This is a genomic window from Leucobacter chromiireducens subsp. solipictus (genome assembly GCF_016758195.1).
GTDB classification, from domain to species: domain Bacteria; phylum Actinomycetota; class Actinomycetes; order Actinomycetales; family Microbacteriaceae; genus Leucobacter; species Leucobacter solipictus.
Window position 1 is genome coordinate 335,340 of the sequence record NZ_QYAC01000005.1, and the last position, 25,337, is coordinate 360,676.

Below are 25,337 nucleotides of genomic sequence, written 5' to 3' on the forward strand. Positions count from 1 at the left end.
CTAACGCCGCCGCGGGCGCGGGGGCTGGGGGCGTCCACCCCAGTGGAACGGCCGGACACGCCGGGTCATTCCCCGGCGAAAAGTCTTCGGGTGAACGGGAGGTAAACGGGGCTGCCTGAGCTTGACCTGACCCCGGCAAGGTGGAACCATGAGTGTGGCGCTCGCGTGTCAACTCCTCCCAGCTGAACGTTCGGTGAAGTTCTGGTGACACTGCGAGTGATCCACGGCCCCTGCTCCCGAACGAAAGACGCCGGTGGAACTCACACTCGTCGTGCTGCTGGTCATCGTACTGGCCCTTTTCTTTGACTTCACCAACGGATTTCACGACACTGCGAACGCGATGGCCACGCCCATCGCCACGGGTGCCCTGAAGCCGAAGACCGCGGTGCTGCTCGCCGCGATCCTCAACCTGGTCGGCGCGTTCTTGTCGACCGAGGTTGCCAAGACCATTTCCGGCGGCCTGATCAACGAGGGCGACGGCGGCGTGCTGATCAGTCCCGCGATGATCTTCGCGGGCCTCATCGGGGCGATCGTGTGGAACCTGCTGACCTGGCTCTACGGCCTGCCGTCCAGTTCCTCGCACGCCCTGTTCGGTGGCCTCATCGGCGCCGCGATCGTGGGGGCCGGGTTCTCGGCGATCAACGGCGGGGTGTTCCTCTCCAAGATCATCATTCCCGCGCTCGCCGCCCCCCTGACCGCCGGCCTCGTGGCGTTCACCGCCACGAAGGTGGCCTACGCGATCACGAAGCGCAACGACGGCAAGAAGGACGGCCGTGGCCGCTTCCGCTATGCGCAGATCGCTTCCTCCTCGCTGATCGCGCTGGCCCACGGCACGAACGACGCGCAGAAGACGATGGGCGTGATCACCCTCACCCTCGTCGCGGCGAACATGCAGGACCCGGACACGGGCCCCCACCTCTGGGTGATCATCAGCTGTGCGCTGGCGATCGCGATCGGCACCTACTCCGGCGGCTGGCGCATCATCCGCACCCTCGGGGCGGGCCTTACGCAGGTCAAGCCGGCGCAGGGCTTCGCCGCCGAGGCGAGCACGGCAGCCACGATCCTCGCGTCGAGCCACCTCGGCTTTGCGCTCTCGACGACGCAGGTCGCCTCCGGCTCGGTCATTGGCTCGGGGCTCGGCCGGAAGGGGTCCACGGTCCGCTGGCGCACGGTCGGCCGCATCGCCTCGGGCTGGCTCTTCACGCTGCCCGCCGCCGGCGCGGTCGGCGCGATCGCCGCACTGATCGCGCATATGGGCATGGTCGGTATCATCATCGACGCGGTGCTCGGGCTCGGGTTCATCCTCTTCATCTTCTGGCGCTCGCGTCGGAACAAGGTGGACCACTCGAACGCGATCCCCGTTCCCGACGTGGCCGAGTCCGGCTACGCCGTGCGGATCCGCAAGGGCAAGGTCAAGCCTGTCCGCACCAAGACCGGCACGATGCCGCAGCTCACACCCGTGGCGCAGTCCGCGGTGCGTGATGACGTCGCGGCCCGCGAAGCGGAGAAGGCGGCCCGCGCGGCCGAGCGCGCGGAGAACGAAGCGGACACGGTGGAGCGCGCTGCGGCCAAGTCGAAGGACACGACGCCCAGCGAGGCACCGAAGACGGGAGACGCCCGATGATCGACTGGATGTCATTCCTCATTGTGTTTGCCGCAGCACTCGTGTCCGCGGTGTTCGTGGTTGCGCTCTACTCGCTGGGAATCCGCTTCCTTGCGACGCCCCCGCCGCCCGCGCCGCGCGCCGACGGCACCTTCGAACCGAACGGCCCCTCCCGCGACGACGAGGACGACGACGTCGACCTCGAGCGGCCGGTCTGGGCGACCTGGGCGGCGCGCGCCTGCTTCGGTCTCTCCGGGTTGGCGGTGTTGGTCGGGATCTTCCTCATCATTCCCGCGCTGCACTTCTGGTAAGCCGCGGCCGCGTTCCGGGCCCGGGCCCGCACCTCTGGGTGCGTGCCCGGGCTCGCGGCGTTTCCCGGACGCTTTTCCCTGATCCGGCACTCCGCTTGCGGGAGTAAGGTGGGCCGCATGGAGCACACCTCAGTGGAACGGATTCCCGGGATCGTCGCCGGACTGCGGCACACCTTTGGGCGCGGGGTGACGCGGTCGGAGGGCTGGCGGCGGGATCAGCTGGAACGGCTGCGGACGCTGCTGCTCGAGCGCGGTCCGGAGTTCGAAGCGGCCCTGCACGCAGACCTCGGGAAGTCTGGCGTTGAGGCGCAGCTCACCGAGATCGGATTCCTCATCGCCGAGCTCGATCACGCGCTCGCGCGGCTCGGACGCTGGATGCGGCCGCGCCGGGTGGGCGTGCCGCTCGCGGTGCAGCCCGCGAGCGCGCGCATCGTCCCGGAGCCGCTCGGGGTCGTGCTTGTGATCGCCCCGTGGAACTACCCGCTCATGCTCGCCCTGTCGCCAGTGATCGGGGCGCTGGCCGCGGGGAACGCCGTGGTGGTGAAGCCGAGCGAGCTCGCGCCGGCCACCGCCGAGCTGATCGCCCGACTGCTGCCGGACGCACTCGACCGGCGGGCGGTCGCGGTCGTGACGGGCGCCGTCCCGGAGACCACCGCGCTCCTCGCAGAGCGCTTCGACCACATCTTCTACACCGGGAACGGCCGCGTCGGCCGGATCGTGGCGCGCGCCGCCGCCGAGCATCTGACCCCCATCACCCTCGAACTCGGCGGAAAGTCGCCCGTGTACGTCGACGATTCGGTGCCAATCGCAGAAACCGCGCGCCGGATCGTCTGGGGGAAATTCATGAACGCCGGGCAGACCTGCGTGGCCCCCGACTACGTGCTGGCCAGCCCCGCCGTGCTGGCCCGGCTCGCGCCGGCGTTGCGCGACGCGATCCATGAACTCTACGGCTCTGCGAGCGCCGCGAACCCGGACTACGGCCGCATCGTGACCGACGCGCAGTTCGCGCGTCTCGTCGGCTACCTCGGGGACGGGGAACTGCTCGCCGGCGGAGCGCACGACGCCGCGGCGCGCTGGATCGCACCCACCGTATTGGGCAAGGTCTCGCCGGAGAGCGGGGTGATGCAGGACGAGATCTTCGGGCCGATCCTGCCGCTCGTGGAGGTCCCGGATCTCGACGCCGCACTCGCCTTCGTGACCGCGCGCGACAAGCCGCTGGCCGCGTACGTGTTCAGCGCGAATCGGGAGGTGCGCGACCGCTGGGAGGCGGAAACCAGCTCGGGGGCATTGAACTTCGGCATCCCGGTGCTGCACCTCGTGGCGCACGAACTCCCCTTCGGCGGGGTCGGGGAGAGCGGCACCGGCGCGTACCACGGGGAGCGCTCCTTCCTGACCTTCAGCCACGAGAAGGCCGTCCTCTCGAAGCCGCTCCTGCCGGAAACGCTCGCCGCGACGATCATGCCGCCCTTCACCCGACACAAGGCCGCCCTGGCGCGCGGCGGGCTGCGCCGGTTGCTCTGATGCGCGGCCCGTTCGCGCGGCGATCGTCGGGCCCACGAGGATCCGGCACCGCCGGGTTCACGGCTCGCGCATGTGCGCCTCGCTAGGATTGTGCCGTGGACGAGCAAGTAACCCCGAGCGGGGCACCCGAGGGCGGCAGCGCAGCCAGTGAGCTACCACTCGGCTTCCGCGTCGCGGCAGCCTGGTCCTGGCGGCTGATCATTATCGGCCTCGCGCTCGCGGGCTTCCTCTGGCTCATCGTGCAGGTGCGGATCATTGTGATCCCGCTCCTCGTAGCGATCCTGCTCACCGCGCTGCTCGCGCCCGTCGTGGAGTGGTTTGTGCGTCGCGGCGCCCCACGCTGGATGGGGGTGCTCAGCGCGCTCGTGATGTTCGTGGGGGCCGTCTGGATCCTGATCAGCCTGATCGTGAGCCAGCTCAAGAACGGCCTGCAGGATCTCTCCACCCGCTCGGAAGAGGTCTGGTGGGAGGTGCTGCACTGGATCGAGGACAACAAGCTCGGGATCAGCGCGGACCAGATCGCGGGCTTCGTGTCGCAGCTGATGAAAGCCGTCGAGGAGAATCAGGGCGCGATCTGGAACGGCGCGCTCGGCGTCGCGACCTCCGCCGGGCAATTTGTGACGGGGTTGCTCCTCACGATCTTCTCGTTGATCTTCATGCTCATCGACGGCAAGCGGATCTGGTTCTGGGTGCTGGGCTTCCTCCCGGCACGCGCGCACGCGCCGTTCGACGCCGCCGGGCATGCCGGCTGGGTGTCCGTGGGGCAGTACGTGCGGGTCCAGATCTTCGTCGCCTTCGTCGACGCCGTCGGCATCGGCGCCGGTGCGGCTCTGCTCGGGGTGCCGCTTCCGATCCCCATCGCCGTGCTCGTCTTCCTCGGATCCTTCATCCCGTTCCTCGGCGCGATCACCACGGGCCTGCTCGCCGCATTTATCGCGCTCGTGTACAACGGTCCCATCAACGCACTCCTGATGCTCGGCGTCGTGATCCTCGTGAACCAGATCGAGGGCCACGTGCTGCAGCCGCTCGTCATGGGGAACGCCGTGAAGGTCCATCCCCTCGGCGTCGTGCTTGCCGTGTCCACGGGTGCGCTGCTCGCGGGCATCCCCGGCGCGCTCTTCGCCGTGCCGCTCGCCGCGGCCGCAAACTCGATCGTGAACACGCTCGTGAAGCGCCAGTGGCAGGCGGGGACCGATCCGGTCGCCGAGTATCACCGGCGGAATCGGACCACGAACGAGGCGAAGCATCGCGCCCGAAACGTCGCCAAACTGACCCGCAAGAAAGGACTCTCATGACTCACACCACGACCGCTCCCACCCTCGAAGAGTTCGGACGTGCGCTCGAGATTGTCCACCGGGTCACGCGGCGGACGCCGCTGGAGTCTTCCCGTTTTCTCGCCGAGATTCTCGACGTGCCGCGGGTGTATCTGAAGTGCGAGAACCTGCAGCGCACCGGCGCCTACAAGCTCCGCGGTGCCTACAACCGGCTCTCGCAGCTGTCCCCCGAGGAGCGCGCACGCGGCGTGGTGGCGGCCTCCGCCGGGAACCACGCGCAGGGTGTGGCCTTCGCGGCGCGCGAGCTCGGCATCGCCGCGACGATCTTCATGCCGCTGGGCGTCGCCCTGCCGAAGCTGCAGGCGACCCGCAACTACGGGGCGAACGTGCAGCTGGTCGGGGACACCTTCGACGAGACGAACCGCGCGGCGCAGGCCTTCGTGCAGGAGACCGGCGCGCTGTTCATCCCGCCGTTTGACGACGCCGCGGTCATCGAGGGGCAGGGCACGATCGCGCTGGAGATGCTCGACATCGCGCCGGACATCGAGAACCTCATCGTGCCGATCGGCGGCGGCGGGCTGATCGCCGGCGTCGCGTCGGCAGCGAAGCAGTGGGCGGCGGCGCAGGGCCGCGAGATCCGCGTGATCGGCGTGCAGGCCGAGAACGCCGCCCCCTATCCCTCCTCGCTCGCTGCCGGTGAGCCCGTCACGATCCAGACAAAGTCGACGATCGCCGACGGCATCGCGGTCGCGCGACCCGGGGTGCTGAACTTCGACCTCGTGCAGGACTATGTGGACGAGGTCGTCACGGTCAGCGACGACGACATCGCGCGCGCCATTGTGATGCTCTTGGAGCGCGCGAAACTGGTCGTGGAGCCGGCCGGGGCCGCGGGGGTCGCCGCGATGCTCACCGGGCAGCTGAAGGTGACGGGCCCGACCGCCACGATCCTCTCGGGCGGCAACATCGACCCGCTGCTGCTGCAGCGCGTGATCGGCCACGGTCTCGCCGCCGCAGCGCGGTACACGAAGCTGCGGATCCTGCTCCCGGATGTGCCCGGCCAGCTGGTCCGCACGGCGACGATTGTGGCCGAGCAGAACGCGAACGTGATCGAGGTCATCCACACGCGTCACGCGACGGAGCTGCCCGTCAGTGAGGTGGAGCTGGAGTTGCACGTCGAGACGCGCGGCATCGAGCACGGCGAGGCGGTCGCGCAGGCGCTCCGCGACGCCGGCTACTCGGTCCGGGTCGGGGAGCGCTACTAGCCTGGGCCTGGGCCTGGGCCTGGGCCTGGGCCTGCGCCTGCGCCTGCGCCTGGGCCCGGCCGGGCGCGCCCGCGGGGCTAGGCCGTCGCGCGGATCACCAGCTCCGGGGTCAGGAGCTCGCTCTCTGGCGTCCCGCCGCCGAGGATCTCCACGAGGAGCGCGTAGCCACGCTTGCCCATCTCGTGCATGGGGGAGCGCACCGTGGTGAGCTCGACCCCCGCCGCGAGGGCCGTGTCGTTGAATCCGGCGAGCGCGATGTCGTCGGGTACCCGAATGCCGCGTGCGTGCAGAACCCCGAGCGCGCCGATCGCGGCGAAGTCGTTCACCGCGAAGATCGCGTCGGTGCTCGGGCGTTCCGCGAGCAGCCGCAAGGCGGCCTCGCGCCCGGCGGGGGTGTCGAAGCCGCCGGAAATCAGCGAGACGTCGTCACGGGGGACGCCGAGCTGCTCGAGTTCGTCGAGGAACCCGGCGGTGCGATCGATCGAGGTCGACGTCCCGGGGCGGCCGGCGATGACCCCGAAGCATGAGCGGCCCGACGCGACGAGGTGCCGAGCGATCAGGCGGCCGCCCTCGTGGTCGTCGCAGGTCACCGATACATGCCCGGGGACGCGGCGGCTGACGAGCGTGTGCGGCACGCCGCGGCCCGACAACTCGTCGAGGTACGGCAGGTTTGCGGCGCTCGCGTCGCCGAAGATCAGTCCGTCCACCCGGTGGGAAAGCAGTCGTTCGGCCTTGTCTCGCTGCCGCTCGGGGACATCGAGGGAGTTCGACACCATCGTCAGGTAATCCTGGGCGAGCGCCGCCTCGTCGATGCCTTCGTAGATCGTCGCCAGCACATAGTCCTGTAGTCGGGGGACGATGACGCCGACGAGGTTGCTGCGGTTGGTGCGCAGTGAGGCCGCGTAGGGGTTGGGGCGATATCCCGAGGACTCGGCGAGCGCCAGGATGCGCGCCGTCGTCTCGGGCGCGGCCCATTTGCTGTCGCGTCCCGCCGGATCGCTGAGCACCCGCGACACCGTCGACGGGCTGAGGCCGAGCTGCTGCGCAAGCGCCTTCAGGGTGATGGGTCGTGCGGCGCTCATCTGCAATCCCCTCTGGCATCAGCGGCGTGGGCGCGGTGCGGCCTCGGTCCGTCGCCAGTCTAGTGGGTTTCACCTGGCCGAACTCGGGGTGCGGTGACCGGCGGCTCCTCCCGCCATGGGGCTGCAGACAACCGATTGCCACAAACGATTGTGGCAATCGGTTGCGGCAATCGTTTGTGTAGAACATAATGAGGGGACATCGTGAACGAAACCCAGGGACGTGTGACGTGGCCAACATCAGTATTCTCGGCACCGGCGGAACCATCGCCTCGATCCGCAACGGCGGGGACGCGGCGACCGCGGAGACGAGCGCGGCCACCCTGGTTGCGGAATTGCGCGGCCCGCACACGCTCCGCACGAGCGAGATCCTGACGACCGGAAGCTACCTGCTGAACCTGGCGGAGCTCCGCACGATCGTGGCCGCGGTGTCGGCCGCGGTGTCGGATCCGGCAAGCGACGGGGTGGTCGTGACCCACGGCACCGACACGATGGAAGAGACCGCGTTCCTCGCGGCGCTGTGCGCGCCCCGCCGAGTTCCCGTGATCTTTACCGGGGCCCAGCGCACCGCGGATGCCGTATCCCCGGACGGACCGGAGAACCTCGTCACCGCGCTGGCCTTCGCCGCGACCCCGGAGCTGGCCTCCGCGGGCGCGGTGATCTCGTTCGGCGGGGAGGCCCGCAGCGCGCGCGGCACGCGAAAGTCGCACACCACGGCCCCCAGCCCGTTCGGCGGGGGCACCGTCGTGGCAACGATGCGGGGCGACGCGGTCCGCGTCGAAGCGCACCCCGCACACACGCCCGCCCCGCTCGCGCTGAACGCCGCCTTCGACGACGCCCGCGTGGAGATCGTGACCGCCTATCCCGGGGCGGATCCCGCGGCGATCGATGATGCCAGGGCTCGGGGCGCGTCCGCCATCGTGCTCGCGGGCACCGGCGTCGGCAATGCCGGGCGTGGCTTCGTTGACCGTGTCGCTGCCGCGACGGCGGCCGGGTGCCCGATCCTGCTCAGCACGCGGGTGCCCTGGGGGCCGGTCGTCCCGACCTACGGGAACGGCGGGGGGATCGACCTCGTCGCCGCCGGCGCGATCCCGACCGCTGACCTGAACCCCTTCCAGGCCCGCATTCTCGCGGCGGTGCTGGTGAGCCAGCCCGACGCGACCGCGCCATCGTTCCCCGCATCGTTCGCCGCGCTGCTCTAGCCACGGATCGGGGGCCGTTCACCCCGTCCGCCTCATCCCCTCACATCCAACCCATACGAACACGAACACCCACAAAGGAGTGCACATGTCCAAGAAGATCATGGTGTCCATCGGAATCGACGTCGACGCGGTCGGCGGCTGGCTCGGCTCCTACGGCGGCCAGGATTCCCCCGGCGACATCTCTCGCGGCTTGTTCGCCGGCGAGGTCGGGGTGCCGCGGCTCCTGAAGCTGGCGCAGGATCGCGGAATCCCGGTCACCTGGTTCTGGCCCGGCCACTCGATCGAGACCTTCCCCGAGCAGTTCGACGCCACGGTGGCGGCGGGCCACGAAGTGGGGGTGCACGGCTACAGCCACGAGAACCCGATCGCGATGACGCGCGAGCAGGAGACCGAGGTGCTGGACCACTGCCTGGAGCTCTTCGAGACCCGCACCGGCAAACGCCCCGTGGGCTACGTCGCGCCCTGGTGGGAGTTCTCGAAGGTCACGAACGAGATCCTGCTCGAGCGCGGCTTCCTCTACGACCACTCGCTCATGCACAACGACCACACGCCGTACTACGTGCGCGTGGGGGACACGTGGACCAAGATCAACTACGACGCCGCGAGCGCGAAGGAATGGATGCACCCGCTCGTGCGCGGCGAGGAGACGGATCTGATCGAGATCCCCGCGAGCTGGTACCTCGATGACCTGCCCCCGATGATGTTCATCAAGGGCAGCCCGAACAGCCACGGCTTCGTGAGCCCGCGCGACGTCGAGCAGCTGTGGAAGGACCAGTTCGACTGGGTGTACCGGGAGATGGACTACGCCGTGTTCCCGCTCACGATCCACCCCGATGTCAGCGGACGCCCCCAGAACCTCCTCATGCTCGAGCGCCTGCTCGATCACATCGCCGGGCACGACGGCGTCGAATTCATGTTCATGGAAGACGTCGCGCGCGACTTCGCCGCCCGCTTCCCCCGCGCATAGCGCGCGTCACTTCCGATCCGGCACACCGTCCCGACAGACAGGACCATTCACATGTCAACATCCACAAGCTCAGCGAAGAGCGCGCAACCGGGGACCGTGGAACCCTGGAACGTTCCCATCACCAAGGCCACGGTCACCAAGGTATCGATCGTCTGCTTCATCGCCTGGGTCGCGAGCGTCTACGATTACACGCTGTTCGGCACGCTGCTCCCGGTCATCGCGGAGGACTTCGGGTGGAGCACCGCCGAAATGGCGGCGATCAACACCTACGCGACCATCGGCGTATTCATCGTCTCCCTGATCGTGGGAACCATCCTCGACCGGCTCGGCCGGAAACGGGCGCTGATCCTGCTGATGATCGGCGGCGCGGTGGCGTCGGGCTTCACCGGCCTCGCCGCGGGCGCGGCGTCGCTCATCATTATCCGTGCGTTCTCCGGGTTCTCCATGTCGGAGGAGGTCGTGAACGCGGTCTACCTCAACGAGATCTACAAGAACGTCAAGAGCCGCGGCCTGATGTACGCGCTCGTGCAGGGCGGCTGGCCCGTCGGCGCGCTCATTTCCGCGGGCATGTCGGCGCTGCTGCTCCCCGTGATCGGGTGGCGCTGGAGCTTCGTCGTCGCGGGCGTGCTCTCCCTCATTGTGGTCTGGATGGCGTCTCGACTTCCCGAGTCGCCCACGTTCGCGGCAATCCAGGAGGTCCGTCGCCGGCAGGCGGCCGGCGACGTCGCCGGCGCGGAGGCCCTCGCGAAGGAGCACGATCTGGAGGCGGGCAGCGCACACAAGACCGGCCTGAAGGACGTGTTCACCCCGGAGCTGCGCCGGCACACGACGCTCCTCGCGCTCGCCTGGTTCGCGAACTGGGTGGGGATCCAGATCTTCTCCGTGCTCGGGACCACCGTGCTCGTGGAGGCGAAGGGCGTGTCCTTCGACAACGCGCTGCTGATCCTCGTGCTCGCCAACGCGGTGGGCTTCGCGGGGTATGTCTTCCACGGCTGGATCGGCGACAAGATCGGGCGCAAGCGCACCGTGGTCCTCGGGTGGCTCGCCGGCGGCATCATCAGTCTCATCATGCTGCTCGGTCCCGGCGAGGCCTGGTTCGTGATCCCGCTCTACGCCCTGACACTGTTCTTCCTCACCGGACCCTACGCGGCGCTGCTCTACTACATGGGCGAATCCTTCCCCGCGCACGTGCGCGGCATGGGGACCAACGTCGCGCACGTGATGGCCCCGGTCGGAGGCATCGTCGGGTCCGCGCTCCTCGCCGTGCTCCTCAGCATGGGGGTCTCGATGGGGACCTCGGCGATCCTCACGGGATCGCTGTTCATGATCATTTCCGCGCTGTGCATGATGGGCACCCGCAACACGGATGCCCCGAACACGGAGGCCGCAGCATGATCACGCGCGACGACGAACTCAGCGGCAAGGTCGCGATCATCTCGGGCGGCGCGAGCGGGATCGGGCAGGCGCTCGCCGTCGCGTACGCGCGCGCCGGCGCGCACTCGGTGACCGGGGTGTTTCCCGGGGATCCGCACTCCGCGACCGAAACCGTGCGACTCGTCGAAGCGGCGGGCGGTCGGTGCATCGCCGTGCCGATGGACGTTCGCCGCTTCGACGGAGACGCGGGCACCGAGGCCCTCGCACAGGCCGCGATCGACGAGTTCGGCCGCCTGGACATCGCGATCGCCGCCGCCGGCATCCTGCGGCGCAACCCCATCGAACAGATGACCGATGAGGCGTGGGACGACATGATGGCGGTGGACCTTTCTGGCGTCATGCGGGTGTTCCGCTCCGCAGCCTCGCGGATGACGGCGGGCGGGGCGATGGTCGCGACCTCCTCGATCGCGGGCGGGGTGTACGGCTGGGAAGAACACGCCCACTACGCCGCGGCGAAGTCGGGCTTGCTCGGACTGTGCCGGTCCCTCGCGGTCGAGCTCGCACCCCGCGGGATCCGGGTCAACACCGTGATCCCCGGACTCATCGAGAGCCCGCAGTCGCTGGACAGCGTGAACTCGCTCGGGAAGGCCGGGCTGGAGGCCGCCGGGGACATCATCCCCTGGGGCCGCGTGGGCACCGTCGACGAGTGCGCGCGGGCGATCCGCTTCCTCAGCTCCGCCGACGCGAACTACATCACGGGACAGCAACTGATCGTGGACGGCGGGCTGACGGTCCGCTGGCCAAGCTAGGGAGGACGATATGGGACAGCTCACGGGAAAGACCGCGGTGATCACCGGCGCGGCAAGCGGGATCGGCGCCGCCGTGGCGCGCCTCTTCGCCGCGGAGGGCGCGCGGCTCGCGCTCCTGGATCGCGATCCGGCGCGCATCGAGACGGTCGCGGCGGAGTGCCGCGGAACCCTCGGGGCCGCGGATCAGGTCACCGTGCACCGTGCGGACGTGACCGATGAGGGCGGCATGCGTGACGCCGTGGCCGCCGCGGCGGCGGCTCACGAGGGTCTCGACATCCTGGTGTCGAGCGCCGGTATCCTCGACGAAACGCCGTTCCTCGACATGGACCTCGCCACGTGGAACGAAACGGTCTCCGTGGATCTGACCGGGGTGTTCCTCGCCGCGCGCGCGGTCGCGCCGCACCTGGTCGCCCGGGGCGGTGGGCGGATCATCAACGTCGCATCGCAGTTGGGGATCAAGGGGGGCGTCAACCTCGCGCACTACACCGCCGCGAAGGCGGGGGTGATCGGCCTCGGGAAGGCACTCGCGCTCGAGCTCGCGGAGCATCGAATCCTCGTGAACACCATCGCGCCGGGCCCGATCGTGACGCCGCTCATCGACGGGCTCTCCGAGGAGTGGAAGCAGGCCAAGCAGGCCGAGCTGCCGGTGGGACGATTCGGCCGACCCGAAGAGGTGGCCCCGACCGCGCTGCTGCTGGCGGCTTCCCCGTCAGGCGATCTCTACACGGGCCAGACGCTGGGCCCGAACAGCGGCGATGTGATGCCGTAGCGGCCGCGCACAGCGCGAAAGATATCGGAGGGAAATCACGTGTGTGGTGCATGCCCGGGCGGAGCGCGGCTCAGCCCCGTCACCCAGTACCTGGGGGTGCGGGGCGAGCTGCCCGCGTTCACGCGCGCGGTCGCCGAGGCCGCCGCGCCCCGAGCGCGGGTCACGCGGTTCGGTGACGGGTGGACCGTCGCGGGGCCGACCGGTGGGAGCGCGGTCGTCAGTTCCGTCGAAGACCTCGTGAGGAGTGCGCTCGGCCCGCTCCCGGTGGGAGAGCCGGGAGAGCCTGCGGTGCCGGGGGTGCCGGGGGTGCTCGAACGGGTGCGCACCGGGGTGCGCGAGAGCGCGCCCGAGGATCCGGGCTTTCGGGCGCTCATCGCGGAGCTTCGCGCTGAGCTCCGGCCGCCTGCCACGCCTCACGCGGGGGAAAACGGGCCGAGTCCTGACCGGTGCCCGCCTGACCCTGCCGCCTGACCCGTCCGCCCACGCACCTGACCCGGCCGCCTGCCGTCCGCCCACACGCCTGGGCGGGCGGCTCGGCTACGCCGCGTCGGGGAGGGCGGCCCCGGCCTGGCCGGCATACACCGCGATCGCGCGGCGGGCCTCGGCGACCGTGATGCTGCCGCCCGCCACAATGTGGAGCCCGTATGCGTCCTCGAGCGCGACGAAGTTCTTCGCGGTGTCCTCGAGCGGGCCGGTGAGCGAGAAATCCCCGGTCAGTACGCCCTCGGCGAGGATCTCGGTGTAGAGATCCAGTTGCTCCCGGTAGAGCCGCTGCACCAGCTCGTCGTGCAGCGGCGACTTGCCGGCGAGCACGTCGAACTCGTAGAGCAGGCGCATGAGGGCGTCGTCGGGGCCGTTCGGCAGGCCCGCCTCGACCGCGGCCGCCAGTTTGGCTGCGGGGCTCGAGTGCCGCGCGACGAGGGCGGCGCGCTCCGTCCCGACGCGAGCCATGCCCGCGGCGTGCGCCTCGACGAGGATCGCGTCGAGATCGTCGTAGTAGTACAGCAGGGCACCCCGGGTGACGCCGGCCTGGTTGGCGACGTCGGTGAGCGAAAGGTTGCGCAGCCCGTGCGCGGCGGCAGCGGCAAGGGCCGCGTCGACGACCTCGATGCGGCGCTGCTTCTGGGTGCTCGGGCGGGCCATAGCCCCAGTATGCCAGCAAACCGGGGCGGGAGTCGGTCCACCAGCGCGTTATTTGACAATTGAGTAAATTAATTTACTCTGGAGTGAAATAACTCGTTCGCGATCCCGCGGACCCAACCTGCAGGAGCAGACATGGCCGTTGACACCCTGTACACCGGAGGGCGCATCCGCACCTTCGATCCCGCGCAGCCCTGGGTGGAAGCCCTCGGGGTGACGGGCGACCGGATCAGCTACGCCGGTTCCGCCGCGGACGCCCCCGCCGCGCGCCACACGGTGCAGCTCGAAGGGCGCCTGGTGACCCCGGGCGTCGCGGATACGCACAACCACCTGCTGCTCGGCTTCGACGACCTCGCCGTGAGCCTCGACCAGGTCCAGAGCCTCGACGTGGTGCGTGCGCGCATCGGCGAGTTCGCCGAGGCGCACCCCGAGCTCGACTGGATCTGCGCGGAGAACGCCCTCTACTCGGTCGTCGAGGGCCGGCGTCCCCACGCAGACGACCTCGTCGGCGTCACCGACCGTCCGGTGTTCATCACCACGTACGACCAGCACTCGGTGTGGCTCAACCGGCCGGCACTCGCGAAGCTCGGCATCCTGAACGGCGCGGATATCGCCTGGGGCAACCCCGAGAAGGACCCCACCACGGGCGAGCCCACCGGCTGGGTCACCGACTTCTACACCAGTGCGATGACCATCGCGGGCCTCGCGGAGCTGCAGCGCGACATCCCCATGTACTCGCCGGATCGGCGCTACCGCAAGATCACGAACAGCCTGGAGATGGCGGCGAAGGTCGGCATCACCACCGTCGTAGAGCCGCAGGTGCCGCTCGCGGAGCTCGACCTCTTTGCCCGCGCCGAGCGCGAGGGCAAGCTCACCTCTCGCACGATCGCGGCGATCTACCACGCGGTCGGTGCCGACGGTGACTTCCGCGCCCGCATCACCGAGGCGATCCGGGAGACGCCGCAGCACGAGCGGTTCTCGCTCGGCCCGGTGAAGCTGTACGCCGACGACGTGATCGAGCCGCACACCGCGGCGATGCTCGAGGACTACGCGAACCGGCCGGGGCATCGCGGCCACCCGAGCCTCGAACCCACCGAGTTCACCAAGCTCTACGTCGAACTCGACCGCCTCGGCTACCAGGTTCACACCCACGCCATTGGCGACTGGGGTGTGCGCCTCACCCTCGACTCGCTCGAGGAGGCGATCCGCGTGAACGGTGCCCGTGACGCGCGGCACGGGATCGTGCACGCCGAGGTGCTCGCGCCGCAGGATCTGCCGCGATTCCAGCAGCTCGGCATGGTGGCGGCGATGCAGCCCAGGCACGCGTCGCCGGACCTGGTGGCGGGCACCTGGATGGAGAACGTGGGGGAGGAACGCTGGGATCGCGCCTGGCGCTTCAAGTCCATGATCGACTCGGGCGCGCGCGTCACCTTCTCGAGCGACTGGCAGGTGGGCGAGATGGACCCCCTGATCGGGCTCTACAGCGCCATGACGCGGGCCCGCCTCGACGGCCAGGACGTGTGGACGCCCGACGAGCGGCTTGACCTCGACCGCGCGCTGCGCGCCTACACGCTCGGTGGGGCTGAGGCCTTCCACCGCGAGGACCAGGTCGGCATGCTCCGGCCCGGAATGCTCGCCGACCTCGTCGTCTGGTCCGGGGACTTGTACGCCATGGAACCCGCGGAACTGCTGGCGCAGCGCGCGGACCTCACCGTGGTGGGCGGCGCGCCGATCCACGACGAGCGCGGGGAACTCGGCGGGCTCGTCGCGGCCGGGCAGATGGCCGACCCCGGCGGGGCCGGCCAGAGCTGCGGGGAACCGCACGGCGACCACGACCACGCCCACTAGTCACCGCACCACCCACAGAAAGCAGCATCACGATGTCATCGTCGCCATCACCCACCAAGGTGGGGCCGGACCGCCCCGGCTCGGGAAGCTCGCCTGAGCTCCCGGGCCAGGGGTCCGCCCCCGCGCCGGTCCCCGCGGCCGCTCCGGCCACCCTCCGTCGCACCCTGAAGCTCCGGCACCTGGTGTTCATCGGCCTCGCATACATGGCCCCGCTCGCGGTCTTCGATATGTTCGGGATCGTCGCCGCGGAGACCGGCGGGCACGTTCCGCTCGCCTACCTGGTGGTGATCGTCGCGGTGCTGTTCACGGCGTTCAGCTACTCGCGCATGGTGCGGTTGTTCCCGATTGCGGGATCCGCCTACACCTACGCGAAGGAAGCGATCAACGCGCACGTCGGCTTCCTCGTGGGCTGGGCGGCAACGCTCGATTACCTCCTGCTCCCCATGATCAACGCGATCCTGTCGGCGATCTACATGGGCGCGGTGTTCCCGGAGGTGCCGTTCTGGGTGTGGGTGCTGCTGACCGTCGCGATCTGCACGGTCATGAACCTGATCGGGGTGAAGCTCGCGGCCAGCATGAACATGCTGCTCGTCGGGATTCAGCTCGTCGTCGCCGTGGTGTTCGTAACGCTCACGATCATCAACATCGTGAACGGTGCGAACGGCGCGGAGTTCACGATCCGGCCCTTCATCTCGAGCGACGTCCAGCTCGCCGCGATCAGCGCGGGCGCCGCGATCCTGGCGCTGTCCTTCCTCGGATTCGACGCCGTGTCCACGCTCGCAGAGGAGGCGGAGAAGCCGGAGCGCGACATTCCGCGCGCGATCTTCATCATCATCGGCGTCGCGGGCGCGTTCTTCATCACGGTGACCTACCTGATGCAGGTGCTGTTCCCCGACGTCACGCTGCTCGGCGACATCGTGGGGGCGTCCCCGGAGATCGCGAAGTACATCGGCGGCGCCGCATTCCAAGCGATCTTCGTGGGCGGCTACATGATGGCCGTGCTCGGGTGCGGGATCACGCAGCAGATGAGCGCCGCGCGTCTGCTCTACGCGATGGGCCGTGACGGGGCGCTTCCGAAGCGCCTGTTCAGCCGGATCAACCCGCGCACGGGAGTGCCCGTGGTGAACGTGCTGATCGTGGCCGCGATCGCGCTCACCGCGCTGTTCGTCGACCTCGACCAGGCCGCCTCGATGATCAACTTCGGCGCGTTTATCGCCTTCACCTTTGTGAACCTCTCCGTCATCTTCGTGTTCTTCCGCTTCCTGAAGCGGCGCGGGCCCGGTGCCTGGCTCAGCTTCGTCCTGATCCCCGCGGTCGGCGTGCTCATCAACGTGTGGCTGTGGCTCAGCCTCGACACGGTCTCGATGATCATCGGCGGGATCTGGATCGCGCTCGGGACGGCCTACCTGCTCGTGAAGACTCGCGGCTTCCGGGCCCCTGCGCCGGATCTTACGGGGCCCATCAACATCGGGATGTACGAGTAGGCGGGCGTACGCCAGAAACGCCAGGGGCGGTGCCGGATCAGTGATCCGGCACCGCCCCTGGCGTGTGCGATGCGCGACTAGGACACGTAGGTGTCGACCGCGAGGATCTTCACCGGGATCTCGTTCCCGTTCGGGGCCGCATACCGGACCTCTTCGCCGACCTTGCGGCCCAGGATCGCCGCGCCGAGCGGGCTCTCCGCGCTGAACACGTCGAGGTCGGAACCGTCGGCGAGTTCGCGGTTGCCCAGCAGGAAGCGCTCTTCATCGCCAAAGATATCCGCGGTGATGACCGTGCCGATCTCGACGACGCCGCTGGCCTGCGGCACCTCGCCGACGACGGCGTGCTTCAGCAGCGATTCGAGGTCGCGGATCCGCGCCTCCATCTTTCCCTGCTCGTCCTTCGCGGCGTGGTAGCCGCCGTTCTCCTTCAGATCGCCTTCTTCGCGGGCGGCCTCAATGCGGGCGGCGATGTCCTTGCGGCCGGGACCGGTCAGCTCAGCCAGCTCGCCACTGAGCCGGTCAAAAGCATCCTGAGTCAGCCAGGTCTGCGTGGGCTCGGCCATGGGTGATCCTCGTTTCAACATGAGAGCGCCGAAGCGCTGTGGGACACGCAACGCCCTGACAGGGCAGGGCGTTTCCGGCCAGCGTATCAGTGCGAGCTGGCGAAATCCCAGAGGCGGCGCGGTGATCCGCCGCCGCTACGAGCCCTCGACGACCCAGCACTCGCGGGTCGTGGTCGCCGTCGCCGGGTTGGTCGTGATGAGGCGCGTGGTGACCGTGTGCGTGCGCGCCTCGGTGACGGGGAGTTCCACGATCTTCCAGCCGACCGTCGCCTTCGCCTTGTTCAACGCCTCGACCGCGCACGCCACGGGGGTGTTCGGCGGGGCGGAGACCTCAAACTTCACGTCGAGCACCAGATCGCTCTGCTTCGTGTGGCCGATGTCCTGCACCTCGACAAGGTTCTCGTTTTGCCAGCCGGAGAAGAGGAGAAACAGGAGGCCGGCGAGGAGCGCGACGATCGCCACGCCCCACCCGAACCGACGATCGAGCCGGCGCCGACGGCCGGTGCCGTAGCGATCCTCGAGACGCTGCGTCGACGGAGATTCTGCGTCGACGGCGGCGGCCGCATGTGGCACGGGAACCTCCGAGTGAGACTGGGTAAACTGTGTGCTTGGTGCCAGAGTACCGGGAAGCTCCCGAGAAGCACGTGAGAGGAAGCGGATGGCGCTCAGACTCATCGCGGTGCACGCGCATCCCGACGACGAATCCAGCAAGGGTGCTGCCACCTACGCACACTACCTGGATCAGGGCGTCGAGGTGCTCATCGTGAGTTGCACGGGAGGCGAACGCGGCGACGTGCTCAACGAGCTCGTTGCGCGGGATCCGAAGAGCCGGCGGGACCTGGCGGGGCTTCGTCGCGACGAGATGGCGCGCGCCCGCGACATCATCGGCTTTGAACACCGCTGGCTCGGCTACCAGGACTCGGGGCTCCCCGACGAGGGCGAGCCCATTCCCGAGGGCTCCTTCGCGCACATCCCGGCCGAGGTGTCCGCGGAGGTGCTGATCAGGACGGTGCGCGAGTTCAAGCCGCACGTCATGATCACGTACAACGAGCAGGGCGGGTACCCGCACCCGGACCACATCCGGTGCCACGAGATCAGCAAGATCGCGTGGGATCTCGCCGGCGACCCCGAGGCGTATCCCGAGGCGGGACAACCCTGGGAAGTCCAGAAGCTGTACTACGAAGAGATCTTCAACGGCGAGCGGATCACCACGGTGTACCAGTGGCTGCTGGATCACGAACCCACCTCGCCGCTCGTGGCGCAGTTCGCAGAGATTCAGGAGCGCATGGGCAAGCGCGGCAACCGGAGCACCGCCCGCATCGAGGTCGGCAAGTTCTTCGAGCAGCGCGACGAGGCTCTGCGTGCCCACGCGAGCCAGGTGCCGCCGGACAGCCCGTTCTTCTTCTGGCCCAACGAACTGCAGCGCCAGGCGTGGCCGTTCGAAGACTACCGACTCGCGTCCTCGCGGGTCGACACAACCGAGTTCGAGGGTGACCTGTTCCAGGGCATCAAGGAGGAAAACACATGAGTGTGATGGGTGTCGTGCAGCGACTGGCCGAGGAATCGACGGAGTTCGATCCGAACCAGGTCACGCCCGGCGTGGAAGGGTTCCTGTTTACCGGCCTGATGGCCGCCGGCATTATTGCGCTGGGGTTCCTGCTCGTCACCCGGCTGCGGCGCAACATGTATCGCCACGAGGTGCGCGAGGAGATCGCGGCCGAACTCGGCGAGGCCGGGGCGGATTCCGAGCCGCGGAGCTAGTGCGCGTGGGCGGCGATCCGACGGACCCCTGGGGGTTTCCGGACGACTCGGGCAACGCGGAGCGTTGGCCGGGTGAGGCCTGGGGAGCGCCGCCCCCCGACGCCGGGGTGCCCGCGGGGAGTGGTGCGGGATCCGGCGGCGATCGATCCGGACGCGTTGTTCCGGGGATCGCGGGATCCGGCACCGCGGGATCCGGCGCCGTCGGGCCCGCCGCCGCGGGAGCGCCAGTCCGGCACGAGGGTGAAGACCCGCTGCACGTCCTGTCGACCGTGTTCGGGTACGACGCATTCCGTGGCGAGCAGGAAGCGATCATCCGGCAGGTGATCGGCGGCGGCGACGCCGTCGTGCTCATGCCCACCGGGGGCGGGAAGTCGATCTGCTACCAGATCCCCGCGCTCGTGCGCGAGGGCACGGGCATCGTGCTCTCGCCGCTCGTCGCGCTCATGCACGACCAGGTTGCCGCGTTGCAGCTGGCCGGTGTGCGCGCCGCGGCGCTGAACTCGGCGATGGGGCTCGACGAGCGCCGCGAGGTCGAGCGGGCGTACCGCGCGGGCGAGCTCGATGTGCTCTACCTGGCCCCGGAGCGGCTTGCCGCGGCGGGCACCGTCGAGTTTCTCCGGCAGGGCCGCATCGCCCTGTTCGCGATCGACGAGGCGCACTGCGTGTCGCAGTGGGGCCACGACTTCCGCCCCGACTATCTCCGTCTGGGGGCGCTCGCCGAGCACTGGCCCGACGTGCCCCGGATCGCGCTCACCGCGACGGCCACGCCCGAGACGCATCGCGAGATCACCGAGCGGCTCCACCTCGGCAACGCCGAGCACTTCGTATCGAGCTTCGACCGACCCAACATCCGGTACCGGATCGAGGCCAAGCAGCCGGGTCGCGCCCAGCTCATCTCGTTCGTGCGCGGCGAGCACGGCGGCGAGGCCGGCATCGTCTACGCCCTGAGTCGCAAGCGCGTCGAACAGACCGCCGCGGCGCTCCGCGACGCGGGGGTCGACGCGGTCGCCTACCACGCCGGACTGCCCGCCGACGTCCGGCTCGATGCCCAGACCCGGTTCCTGCGCGAAGACGGGGTCGTCGTCGTGGCGACCGTGGCCTTCGGCATGGGGATCGACAAGCCCGACGTGCGTTTCGTGGCGCACATCGACCTGCCGAAATCGATCGAGGGGTACTACCAGGAGACCGGCCGCGCAGGCCGCGACGGCCTGCCCTCGGAAGCGTGGCTCGCCTATGGCCTGGCCGACGTGGTGCAGCAGCGCCAGATGATTGAGTCCGGGGACGGCGACGCGGCGACCCGCGCGAACCAGACCCGACACCTGAACCAGATGCTCGCGCTGTGCGAGGGGGCGAGCTGTCGGCGCCAGTTCCTCCTGAACTACTTCGGCGAGCCCGGCAGCCCCGCCTGCGGCAACTGCGACGTCTGCCTGAACCCGCCGAAGCTCTGGGACGCCACGATCCCGGCGCAGATGCTGCTCTCCACCGTGATCCGCACCCAGCGCGAGCGCGGTCGCACCTTCGCCGCCGGGCAACACATCGACGTGCTCCGCGGCACCGGCTCCGAACGCGTCACGCAGCTGCGGCTCGACGAACTGACGACCTGGGGGATCGGGGCCGAGTGGACGGTAGCGCAGTGGCGGGGCGTGGTGCGACACCTGCTCGCAACCGGGCTGCTGGAGGCCCGCGGCGAGTGGGGCGTGCTCGCGCCCGCCGAGGCGGCGAAGCCCGTGCTCCGGGGCGAGGCCCAGGTGATGATGCGTGAGGAGGTCGTCGCCCGTGCCGCGCGTTCGGGCCGCGGCACCCGCGTGGCCGCAAGCGGCGGGACGAAACGGTCCGCCGCCGCGGCCGATCTTTCCCCCGAGCAAGACGAGATCTTCGAGCGGCTCCGGGCCTGGCGCGCGGACGAAGCCAAACGCCAGGGGGTGCCCGGCTACGTGGTGTTCGGCGACGCCACCCTCGCCGCGCTCGCGGTGCACCGGCCCGGCACGGACGACGAGCTGCTCGCGATCTCCGGAATCGGCGAGGTCAAGCTCGAGCGCTACGGCGCTGCCGTGCTCGGGGTGCTCGCCGCGTAGCGCATAGGGGCGACCGCCCGCCCTACCGCAGATACACGGGATCCAGCGCCACGAGCAGCGCCGCGGTCCAGTGGCAGAGGAACGCGATCGTGGTGAGCGCGTGGAAGATCTCGTGGAATCCGAACACCCCGGGCACGGGGTTCGGGCGCTTCATCCCGTACACCACCGAGCCGAGGGTGTAGAGCAGCCCGCCCACTACCACGAGCACCATCGAGGCCAGGTTCGCGTGCGCGATGTCGACGATGTACATGATCGCCGCCCATCCGAGCAGCACATAGAGCGGCACGTACAGCCAGCGCGGTGCGCCGATCCAGAACACGCGAAACCCGATCCCGAGCAGCGCGCCGCTCCACACGAGGATCAAGAGCAGGATGCCCTGGTCGTGCGGGAGGGCGAGCAACGCGAGCGGGGTGTACGTGCCCGCGATGAGCAGGAAGATGTTCGCGTGATCGAGCCTGCGGAACAGCTGCTTCGTGCGGGGACTCCAGTTGATGCGGTGATACAGCGCGGAGATGCCGAAAAGCAGCATGCTCGTCAGCATGAACACGGCCGAGGCCCACTTCGCGACCGGGCCGTGGGCCACACTGATGAGCACGATTCCGGCAGCCACCGCGACGGGGAACGTGCCCGCGTGGATCCAGCCCCGCCACAGCGGTTTGGACTCGGCGACCGGGGCCTGGCCGGCGGGTTCCGCCGCCGCGTCCGAATCCGCGGCGGCCAGGAGCGGCAGCGAGAGCCGGTCGGGCTCGGGGAGCGGGCGACGGGGGTGGCCCTGCACTGCGGCCGGAGCGCCGCTGTCGGGTGCGGCTCCGGGTCCTGATCCTGGTCCGGGTCCTACTCCTGATCCTGATCCTGATCCTGATCCTGATCCTGATCCGGGTCCTGATCCTGATCCGGCGTCCGCGCGCGCGTCCGATGCGTTGCGTGCCGGGTGATCGCGTCCGTCGGGCCTGCTCATACCCCAAGTGTATGTTCCCGACAGATCCGGGGGTGCATATGTGTGGACACCCGCAAGAAACGTGCCGCCCGCCCGCCCGACCGCGCGACCGCAGGCCCCGCCCGCCCGCCCAACCGCAGGCCCCGCCCCTCCCTCCCGCGCGCCGCCACCGTCCATGGGTGAGTTTCCGGGGCTTCACGTTCACCAAGCCCCGGAAACTCACCCATGGCTGCGCGCGCGGGCGGCGTTCCCCCGGCCCGCGCGCGGGCTGGACCCCAGCTCCGGGCGCTACACTCTGAGGGTGAGTGACCAACCGTCGACGCCGCGCACCGGGTTTCTGTACCGGCTCTATCAGCGTCGCCTGCGGCGGGAGATCGACCCCGCCCGCGTACCGCAGCACATCGCGATGATCGTGGACGGGAACCGGCGGTGGGCCAAGCAGCGCCTCCAGGAACGCGCCGCGTACGGGCACCGCGCGGGCGCGCAGAAGATCCCCGAGCTGCTCGGCTGGTGCGAGGAAGCCGGAATTCACACGGTCACGCTGTACCTGCTGTCCGCGGACAACCTGAAAGCGCGGGATCGGCAGGAACTCGACGACCTCACCGGGATCATCGCCGAGCTCGCCACGCAGCTCGCCGAGAACCCGCGCTGGCGCGTCAAACACGTGGGCTCCTGCGAGGGGCTGCCCGAGGAACTCAGCTCGGCGCTCGCCGCCGCGGAGGCCGCGACCGCGGATCACACGGGCCTGCACGTCAATCTCGCCGTGGGCTATGGCGGTCGCAGCGAGATCACCGCGGCCGTGCGCAGCGTGATCGCGGAACATCAGGCCGCGGGCGGCACGATCGACACCCTCGACGAGCACCTCACCCCCGAGACGATCGGGGAGCACCTGTGGACTCGTGGGCAGGCCGACCCGGATCTCGTGATCCGCACCTCGGGGGAACAGCGGCTCTCGGACTTCATGATCTGGCAGTCGGCGCACTCGGAGTTCTACTTCGTCGAGGCGCTCTACCCGGACCTGCGCGAGGTCGACTTCCTGCGCGCGCTGCGCGACTACTCCACGCGGCAGCGCCGCCTCGGCGGATAGCGCGCCCCGCCCGGTACAGTGGGCGGCATGAGGAGGCCCGGCCCCTGCCGCGATCGGCGAGGAGTTCGTGCCGCGCGGGAGGAGAGGCGATGCGCGAGAGCGTGACGATACTGCGAGCGGCCGCAATGCTCACCCCGGCAGGGGTGATCGCGCCCGCGGAGCTCGGCATCGACGCGGCGGGCCGGATCGACTACGCCGGGGTGCCCCGAGACCCGGCGGCGGACGCCCCCACGATCCTCGAGCTGCCCGACCAGGTCCTGATGCCGGGACTCGTCAATGGGCACACCCACTCCGCGATGACCGTGCTGCGGGGCGTCTCAGACGACGACGGCTTCATGCCCTGGCTCGCGGCGGTCCAGGGGCTCGAGCAGCACCTCACCCGCGAGGACGTGGCGGCGGGGCTGCAACTGGCGCTCGTCGAGATGATCGAGACCGGCACCACCGCGTTTGCCGACATGTACACCTGGGACGCTGGCTTGATCGAGCTGGTGCGCGCGGCCGGGATGCGCGCGCTCGTCGCCCCGGCCTCCTTTGCCGCCGACTCGGTGGGGTTCCCCGGCGTCTCCGCTGCGGACGGCGCGGCGGTGACGGATCTGACGGAGGAGCTCGCGGCGCAGTTCGCGGGGGATCCGCAGATCCGGATCGCCTTCGGGCCGCACGCGCCGTACACCTCCCCGCCGGACTTCCTGCGGGACATCGCGCGGCGCGCGGTGGCGCGTGGCATCCCGATCCACACGCACGTGTCAGAATCGGCGGCCGAAGTCGCGGACATCACCGCACGCTACGGCACCACCCCGGGCGAGCACCTGGACGGGCTGGGCCTGTGCGAAGCGGAGCTGCTCGCCGCGCACTGCGTGCACCTCACTGCCGCGGAGATCGAGCGCTTCGCGGCGGCCGGAGTCGCGGTAAGTCACAACCCGGTCTCGAACCTCAAGCTGGGCACCGGGGTCGCCCCACTGCCCGAGCTGCTCGCCGCGGGGATCCGGCTCACGCTCGGCACGGACTCGGTGGCGAGCAACAACACACTCGATCTCTTCGAGGAGATCAAGCTCGCATCGATCCTGCACCGCGGGGTGCGCGAGGACGCGGCGGCGGTGCGCGCCGCGGACGTGCTCGACATCGCCACGCGGCGCGGGGCCGAGGCGATCGGCTTCCCCGACGCCGGTGCGCTCGAGGCCGGCCGACTCGCGGACGTGATCGCGCTCGATGTGACGGGCTCGGCGGCGACCCCGTTCGATCCGGCCGCGCTCGTGTCACACCTGGGCTTTGCGGCACGCGGGGGTGACGTGCGCCACGTCTTCGTCGGCGGGCGGCACCTGTATGCGGACGGCACGCACCTCACCCTCGACGCCGCGGCGATCCGATCCCGGGCCGCCGCGGCCCGCGCGAGACTCCGGGCCGCGGCGGGTTAGAGGTCGAGGACGTCGAGCAGGATCGAAACGTCCCGCCCCACCTCGATGCCCTCCGCCTTGCGCACCGCGCGCTTGAGCGGCAGCACAAAGCCGGCGTTCGGCCCGGCCGGGAAGATCGAGGTGCGCCACACTGAGGTGCCCACGCGGACCTCCACGCGGAGCGAACCGAAGCCGCGACGGGGGCGCGGGATTTCGGAGATGTCCGCGGACAGCGGGGCGGGGAGATCCACGAACACCCACTGTTCCGTTCGCGCCTCCCACCGGTATGGGGTGGCGGTGAACTCAACGAACACGTGCGGGATTCCGGGCGTGCGGCGCTACGCGATCCGTGACCGGTCGAAGGGGTCCAGGCTGATGCCGCGTTCGAGCACGACCTTGGCCCACTCCTGCGCCGAGTGGAGACTGTGGTCGCGGTAGTTGCCGCAGCTCACCGCTGCCGTTCCCGGCACATCGTCCCAGGTGACCCGCCACGCGAGGTCCTCGAGAGCCGACTTGATCGCGGCGGCGACCGTCTCGGGCGTGGGCTCGCCCCACGCAATGAGGTGGAATCCCGTGCGGCAGCCGAACGGGGAGATGTCGATGAGCCCGTCGAAACGGGTGCGCAGCAGGGCGGCGAGCGTGTGCTCAATGGTGTGCAGCCCGGCCGTCGGAATCTCCTGTTCGTTGGGCTGCACGAGCCGAATGTCGAAGTTGGAGATCGCGTCCCCCTTCGGGCCGTGCTCGACGCCGATCAGGCGTACGTACGGGGCCAACACCTTCGTGTGATCCAGGGAGAAGCTCTCAACCTCGGCAAGTTCGACGTCGCTCATGGGGCCAGTGTAGTTGTGGCCTCCGACACCGGCCGGGGTGCGCGTCATAC

25 protein-coding genes are annotated in these 25,337 nt (G+C 69.6%); 18 read left to right on the plus strand and 7 right to left on the minus strand.

Annotation, left to right across the window (positions count from 1 at the left end; all coding sequences use genetic code 11):
• The first annotated feature begins 253 nt into the window (after positions 1 to 253).
• The 5 genes from D3230_RS11130 to ilvA all read left to right on the plus strand — a co-directional run bounded on the left by D3230_RS11130 (position 254) and on the right by ilvA (position 5,971).
• On the plus strand, positions 254 to 1,624 hold the full coding sequence (locus tag D3230_RS11130; protein WP_202345100.1) for an inorganic phosphate transporter: 1,371 nt from the start codon (positions 254 to 256) through the stop codon (positions 1,622 to 1,624).
• 8 nt (positions 1,625 to 1,632) lie between these two features.
• Positions 1,633 to 1,914 carry a hypothetical protein gene (locus D3230_RS11135; RefSeq protein WP_420029033.1) on the plus strand — a complete coding sequence of 94 codons (282 nt, stop codon included), beginning with the start codon at positions 1,633 to 1,635 and terminating at the stop codon, positions 1,912 to 1,914.
• A gap of 117 nt (positions 1,915 to 2,031) precedes the next feature.
• Positions 2,032 to 3,435: an aldehyde dehydrogenase family protein gene (locus tag D3230_RS11140; protein ID WP_202345102.1), complete on the plus strand. Its 1,404-nt coding sequence runs from the start codon at positions 2,032 to 2,034 to the stop codon at positions 3,433 to 3,435.
• Between the two features lie 95 nt (positions 3,436 to 3,530).
• Positions 3,531 to 4,730, plus strand: a complete 1,200-nt coding sequence (locus D3230_RS11145) for an AI-2E family transporter (protein ID WP_202345103.1) — start codon at positions 3,531 to 3,533, stop codon at positions 4,728 to 4,730.
• Positions 4,727 to 5,971, plus strand: a complete 1,245-nt coding sequence (gene ilvA / locus D3230_RS11150; RefSeq protein WP_202345104.1) for a threonine ammonia-lyase — start codon at positions 4,727 to 4,729, stop codon at positions 5,969 to 5,971. The genes D3230_RS11145 and ilvA overlap by 4 nt, the downstream gene beginning before the upstream one ends.
• Positions 5,972 to 6,048: 77 nt before the next feature.
• Here ilvA and D3230_RS11155 read toward each other — a convergent pair whose 3' ends face one another.
• On the minus strand, positions 6,049 to 7,053 hold the full coding sequence (locus D3230_RS11155) for a LacI family DNA-binding transcriptional regulator (RefSeq protein ID WP_202345105.1): 1,005 nt from the start codon (positions 7,051 to 7,053) through the stop codon (positions 6,049 to 6,051).
• A gap of 227 nt (positions 7,054 to 7,280) precedes the next feature.
• Between D3230_RS11155 and D3230_RS11160 the strand changes: the two genes are divergently transcribed.
• From D3230_RS11160 to D3230_RS11185, 6 genes are all read left to right on the plus strand, one after another.
• Positions 7,281 to 8,252, plus strand: a complete 972-nt coding sequence (locus D3230_RS11160) for an asparaginase domain-containing protein (RefSeq protein WP_202345106.1) — start codon at positions 7,281 to 7,283, stop codon at positions 8,250 to 8,252.
• An 85-nt stretch (positions 8,253 to 8,337) separates the two neighbouring features.
• Positions 8,338 to 9,219, plus strand: a complete 882-nt coding sequence (locus D3230_RS11165; RefSeq protein ID WP_202345107.1) for a polysaccharide deacetylase family protein — start codon at positions 8,338 to 8,340, stop codon at positions 9,217 to 9,219.
• A 51-nt stretch (positions 9,220 to 9,270) separates the two neighbouring features.
• Entirely contained in the window at positions 9,271 to 10,614 is a 1,344-nt protein-coding gene (locus D3230_RS11170; protein ID WP_202345108.1) for an MFS transporter, read from the plus strand.
• A complete protein-coding gene (locus D3230_RS11175) occupies positions 10,611 to 11,402 on the plus strand; it encodes an SDR family NAD(P)-dependent oxidoreductase (RefSeq protein ID WP_202345109.1) in 792 nt (263 codons plus the stop codon). Before D3230_RS11170 ends, D3230_RS11175 begins: the two co-directional genes overlap by 4 nt.
• A gap of 10 nt (positions 11,403 to 11,412) precedes the next feature.
• Positions 11,413 to 12,171: an SDR family NAD(P)-dependent oxidoreductase gene (locus D3230_RS11180; RefSeq protein WP_202345110.1), complete on the plus strand. Its 759-nt coding sequence runs from the start codon at positions 11,413 to 11,415 to the stop codon at positions 12,169 to 12,171.
• A 39-nt stretch (positions 12,172 to 12,210) separates the two neighbouring features.
• A complete protein-coding gene (locus D3230_RS11185) occupies positions 12,211 to 12,642 on the plus strand; it encodes a hypothetical protein (protein WP_202345111.1) in 432 nt (143 codons plus the stop codon).
• Between the two features lie 66 nt (positions 12,643 to 12,708).
• On the opposite strand, the gene D3230_RS11190 is transcribed toward D3230_RS11185, so the two are convergent.
• A complete protein-coding gene (locus D3230_RS11190; RefSeq protein WP_202345112.1) occupies positions 12,709 to 13,314 on the minus strand; it encodes a TetR/AcrR family transcriptional regulator in 606 nt (201 codons plus the stop codon).
• A 132-nt stretch (positions 13,315 to 13,446) separates the two neighbouring features.
• Here D3230_RS11190 and D3230_RS11195 point away from each other — a divergent pair, with 132 nt between their 5' ends.
• Positions 13,447 to 15,159 carry an amidohydrolase gene (locus tag D3230_RS11195; protein ID WP_202345113.1) on the plus strand — a complete coding sequence of 571 codons (1,713 nt, stop codon included), beginning with the start codon at positions 13,447 to 13,449 and terminating at the stop codon, positions 15,157 to 15,159.
• A 32-nt stretch (positions 15,160 to 15,191) separates the two neighbouring features.
• Complete coding sequence (locus D3230_RS11200; protein ID WP_202345114.1) at positions 15,192 to 16,643, plus strand: APC family permease; 1,452 nt, start codon at positions 15,192 to 15,194, stop codon at positions 16,641 to 16,643.
• A 77-nt stretch (positions 16,644 to 16,720) separates the two neighbouring features.
• Here D3230_RS11200 and greA read toward each other — a convergent pair whose 3' ends face one another.
• Both greA and D3230_RS11210 read right to left on the minus strand, forming a co-directional pair.
• Entirely contained in the window at positions 16,721 to 17,206 is a 486-nt protein-coding gene (gene greA / locus D3230_RS11205; protein WP_202345115.1) for a transcription elongation factor GreA, read from the minus strand.
• A gap of 135 nt (positions 17,207 to 17,341) precedes the next feature.
• Positions 17,342 to 17,779 (minus strand): DUF4307 domain-containing protein, encoded by a 438-nt coding sequence (locus tag D3230_RS11210; protein WP_337249162.1) that lies wholly within the window; start codon positions 17,777 to 17,779, stop codon positions 17,342 to 17,344.
• A gap of 85 nt (positions 17,780 to 17,864) precedes the next feature.
• On the opposite strand from D3230_RS11210, the gene mca reads away from it, so the two are divergent.
• Genes mca through recQ form a run of 3 tightly spaced genes read left to right on the plus strand, consistent with a single transcriptional unit; the run spans position 17,865 to position 21,042 of the window.
• On the plus strand, positions 17,865 to 18,734 hold the full coding sequence (mca, locus tag D3230_RS11215; protein WP_202345117.1) for a mycothiol conjugate amidase Mca: 870 nt from the start codon (positions 17,865 to 17,867) through the stop codon (positions 18,732 to 18,734).
• Positions 18,731 to 18,967, plus strand: a complete 237-nt coding sequence (locus D3230_RS11220; protein WP_202345118.1) for a hypothetical protein — start codon at positions 18,731 to 18,733, stop codon at positions 18,965 to 18,967. Before mca ends, D3230_RS11220 begins: the two co-directional genes overlap by 4 nt.
• A gap of 5 nt (positions 18,968 to 18,972) precedes the next feature.
• A complete protein-coding gene (gene recQ / locus D3230_RS11225) occupies positions 18,973 to 21,042 on the plus strand; it encodes a DNA helicase RecQ (RefSeq protein WP_420029034.1) in 2,070 nt (689 codons plus the stop codon).
• Between the two features lie 22 nt (positions 21,043 to 21,064).
• On the opposite strand, the gene trhA is transcribed toward recQ, so the two are convergent.
• Complete coding sequence (gene trhA / locus D3230_RS11230) at positions 21,065 to 21,820, minus strand: PAQR family membrane homeostasis protein TrhA (protein WP_420029035.1); 756 nt, start codon at positions 21,818 to 21,820, stop codon at positions 21,065 to 21,067.
• Between the two features lie 460 nt (positions 21,821 to 22,280).
• On the opposite strand from trhA, the gene D3230_RS11235 reads away from it, so the two are divergent.
• Together D3230_RS11235 and D3230_RS11240 are read left to right on the plus strand one after the other, a co-directional pair.
• The gene (locus D3230_RS11235; protein WP_337249163.1) at positions 22,281 to 23,066 is read left to right on the plus strand and encodes an isoprenyl transferase; all 786 of its coding nucleotides are present in this window, start codon (positions 22,281 to 22,283) and stop codon (positions 23,064 to 23,066) included.
• A gap of 89 nt (positions 23,067 to 23,155) precedes the next feature.
• The gene (locus tag D3230_RS11240) at positions 23,156 to 24,478 is read left to right on the plus strand and encodes an amidohydrolase (RefSeq protein ID WP_202345121.1); all 1,323 of its coding nucleotides are present in this window, start codon (positions 23,156 to 23,158) and stop codon (positions 24,476 to 24,478) included.
• On the opposite strand, the gene D3230_RS11245 is transcribed toward D3230_RS11240, so the two are convergent.
• Together D3230_RS11245 and D3230_RS11250 are read right to left on the minus strand one after the other, a co-directional pair.
• Positions 24,475 to 24,771, minus strand: coding sequence for a DUF1905 domain-containing protein (locus D3230_RS11245; RefSeq protein WP_202345122.1), 297 nt, complete (start codon positions 24,769 to 24,771; stop codon positions 24,475 to 24,477). The two genes, D3230_RS11240 and D3230_RS11245, sit on opposite strands and share 4 nt — an antisense overlap.
• 24 nt (positions 24,772 to 24,795) lie before the next feature.
• Positions 24,796 to 25,287, minus strand: a complete 492-nt coding sequence (locus tag D3230_RS11250; RefSeq protein WP_202345123.1) for an S-ribosylhomocysteine lyase — start codon at positions 25,285 to 25,287, stop codon at positions 24,796 to 24,798.
• Positions 25,288 to 25,337 lie beyond the last annotated feature (50 nt).

Coding starts and splice junctions, on each gene's coding strand:
- D3230_RS11135 (WP_420029033.1), top strand. CDS start 1,633: ATGTCATTCCTCATTGTGTTTGCCGCAGCACTCGTGTCCGCGGTGTTC.
- mca (WP_202345117.1), top strand. CDS start 17,865: ATGGCGCTCAGACTCATCGCGGTGCACGCGCATCCCGACGACGAATCC.
- D3230_RS11170 (WP_202345108.1), top strand. CDS start 9,271: ATGTCAACATCCACAAGCTCAGCGAAGAGCGCGCAACCGGGGACCGTG.
- D3230_RS11195 (WP_202345113.1), top strand. CDS start 13,447: ATGGCCGTTGACACCCTGTACACCGGAGGGCGCATCCGCACCTTCGAT.
- greA (WP_202345115.1), bottom strand. CDS start 17,206: ATGGCCGAGCCCACGCAGACCTGGCTGACTCAGGATGCTTTTGACCGG.
- D3230_RS11240 (WP_202345121.1), top strand. CDS start 23,156: ATGCGCGAGAGCGTGACGATACTGCGAGCGGCCGCAATGCTCACCCCG.
- ilvA (WP_202345104.1), top strand. CDS start 4,727: ATGACTCACACCACGACCGCTCCCACCCTCGAAGAGTTCGGACGTGCG.
- D3230_RS11175 (WP_202345109.1), top strand. CDS start 10,611: ATGATCACGCGCGACGACGAACTCAGCGGCAAGGTCGCGATCATCTCG.
- D3230_RS11155 (WP_202345105.1), bottom strand. CDS start 7,053: ATGAGCGCCGCACGACCCATCACCCTGAAGGCGCTTGCGCAGCAGCTC.
- D3230_RS11220 (WP_202345118.1), top strand. CDS start 18,731: ATGAGTGTGATGGGTGTCGTGCAGCGACTGGCCGAGGAATCGACGGAG.
- D3230_RS11190 (WP_202345112.1), bottom strand. CDS start 13,314: ATGGCCCGCCCGAGCACCCAGAAGCAGCGCCGCATCGAGGTCGTCGAC.
- D3230_RS11180 (WP_202345110.1), top strand. CDS start 11,413: ATGGGACAGCTCACGGGAAAGACCGCGGTGATCACCGGCGCGGCAAGC.
- D3230_RS11140 (WP_202345102.1), top strand. CDS start 2,032: ATGGAGCACACCTCAGTGGAACGGATTCCCGGGATCGTCGCCGGACTG.
- D3230_RS11250 (WP_202345123.1), bottom strand. CDS start 25,287: ATGAGCGACGTCGAACTTGCCGAGGTTGAGAGCTTCTCCCTGGATCAC.
- D3230_RS11165 (WP_202345107.1), top strand. CDS start 8,338: ATGTCCAAGAAGATCATGGTGTCCATCGGAATCGACGTCGACGCGGTC.
- D3230_RS11200 (WP_202345114.1), top strand. CDS start 15,192: ATGTCATCGTCGCCATCACCCACCAAGGTGGGGCCGGACCGCCCCGGC.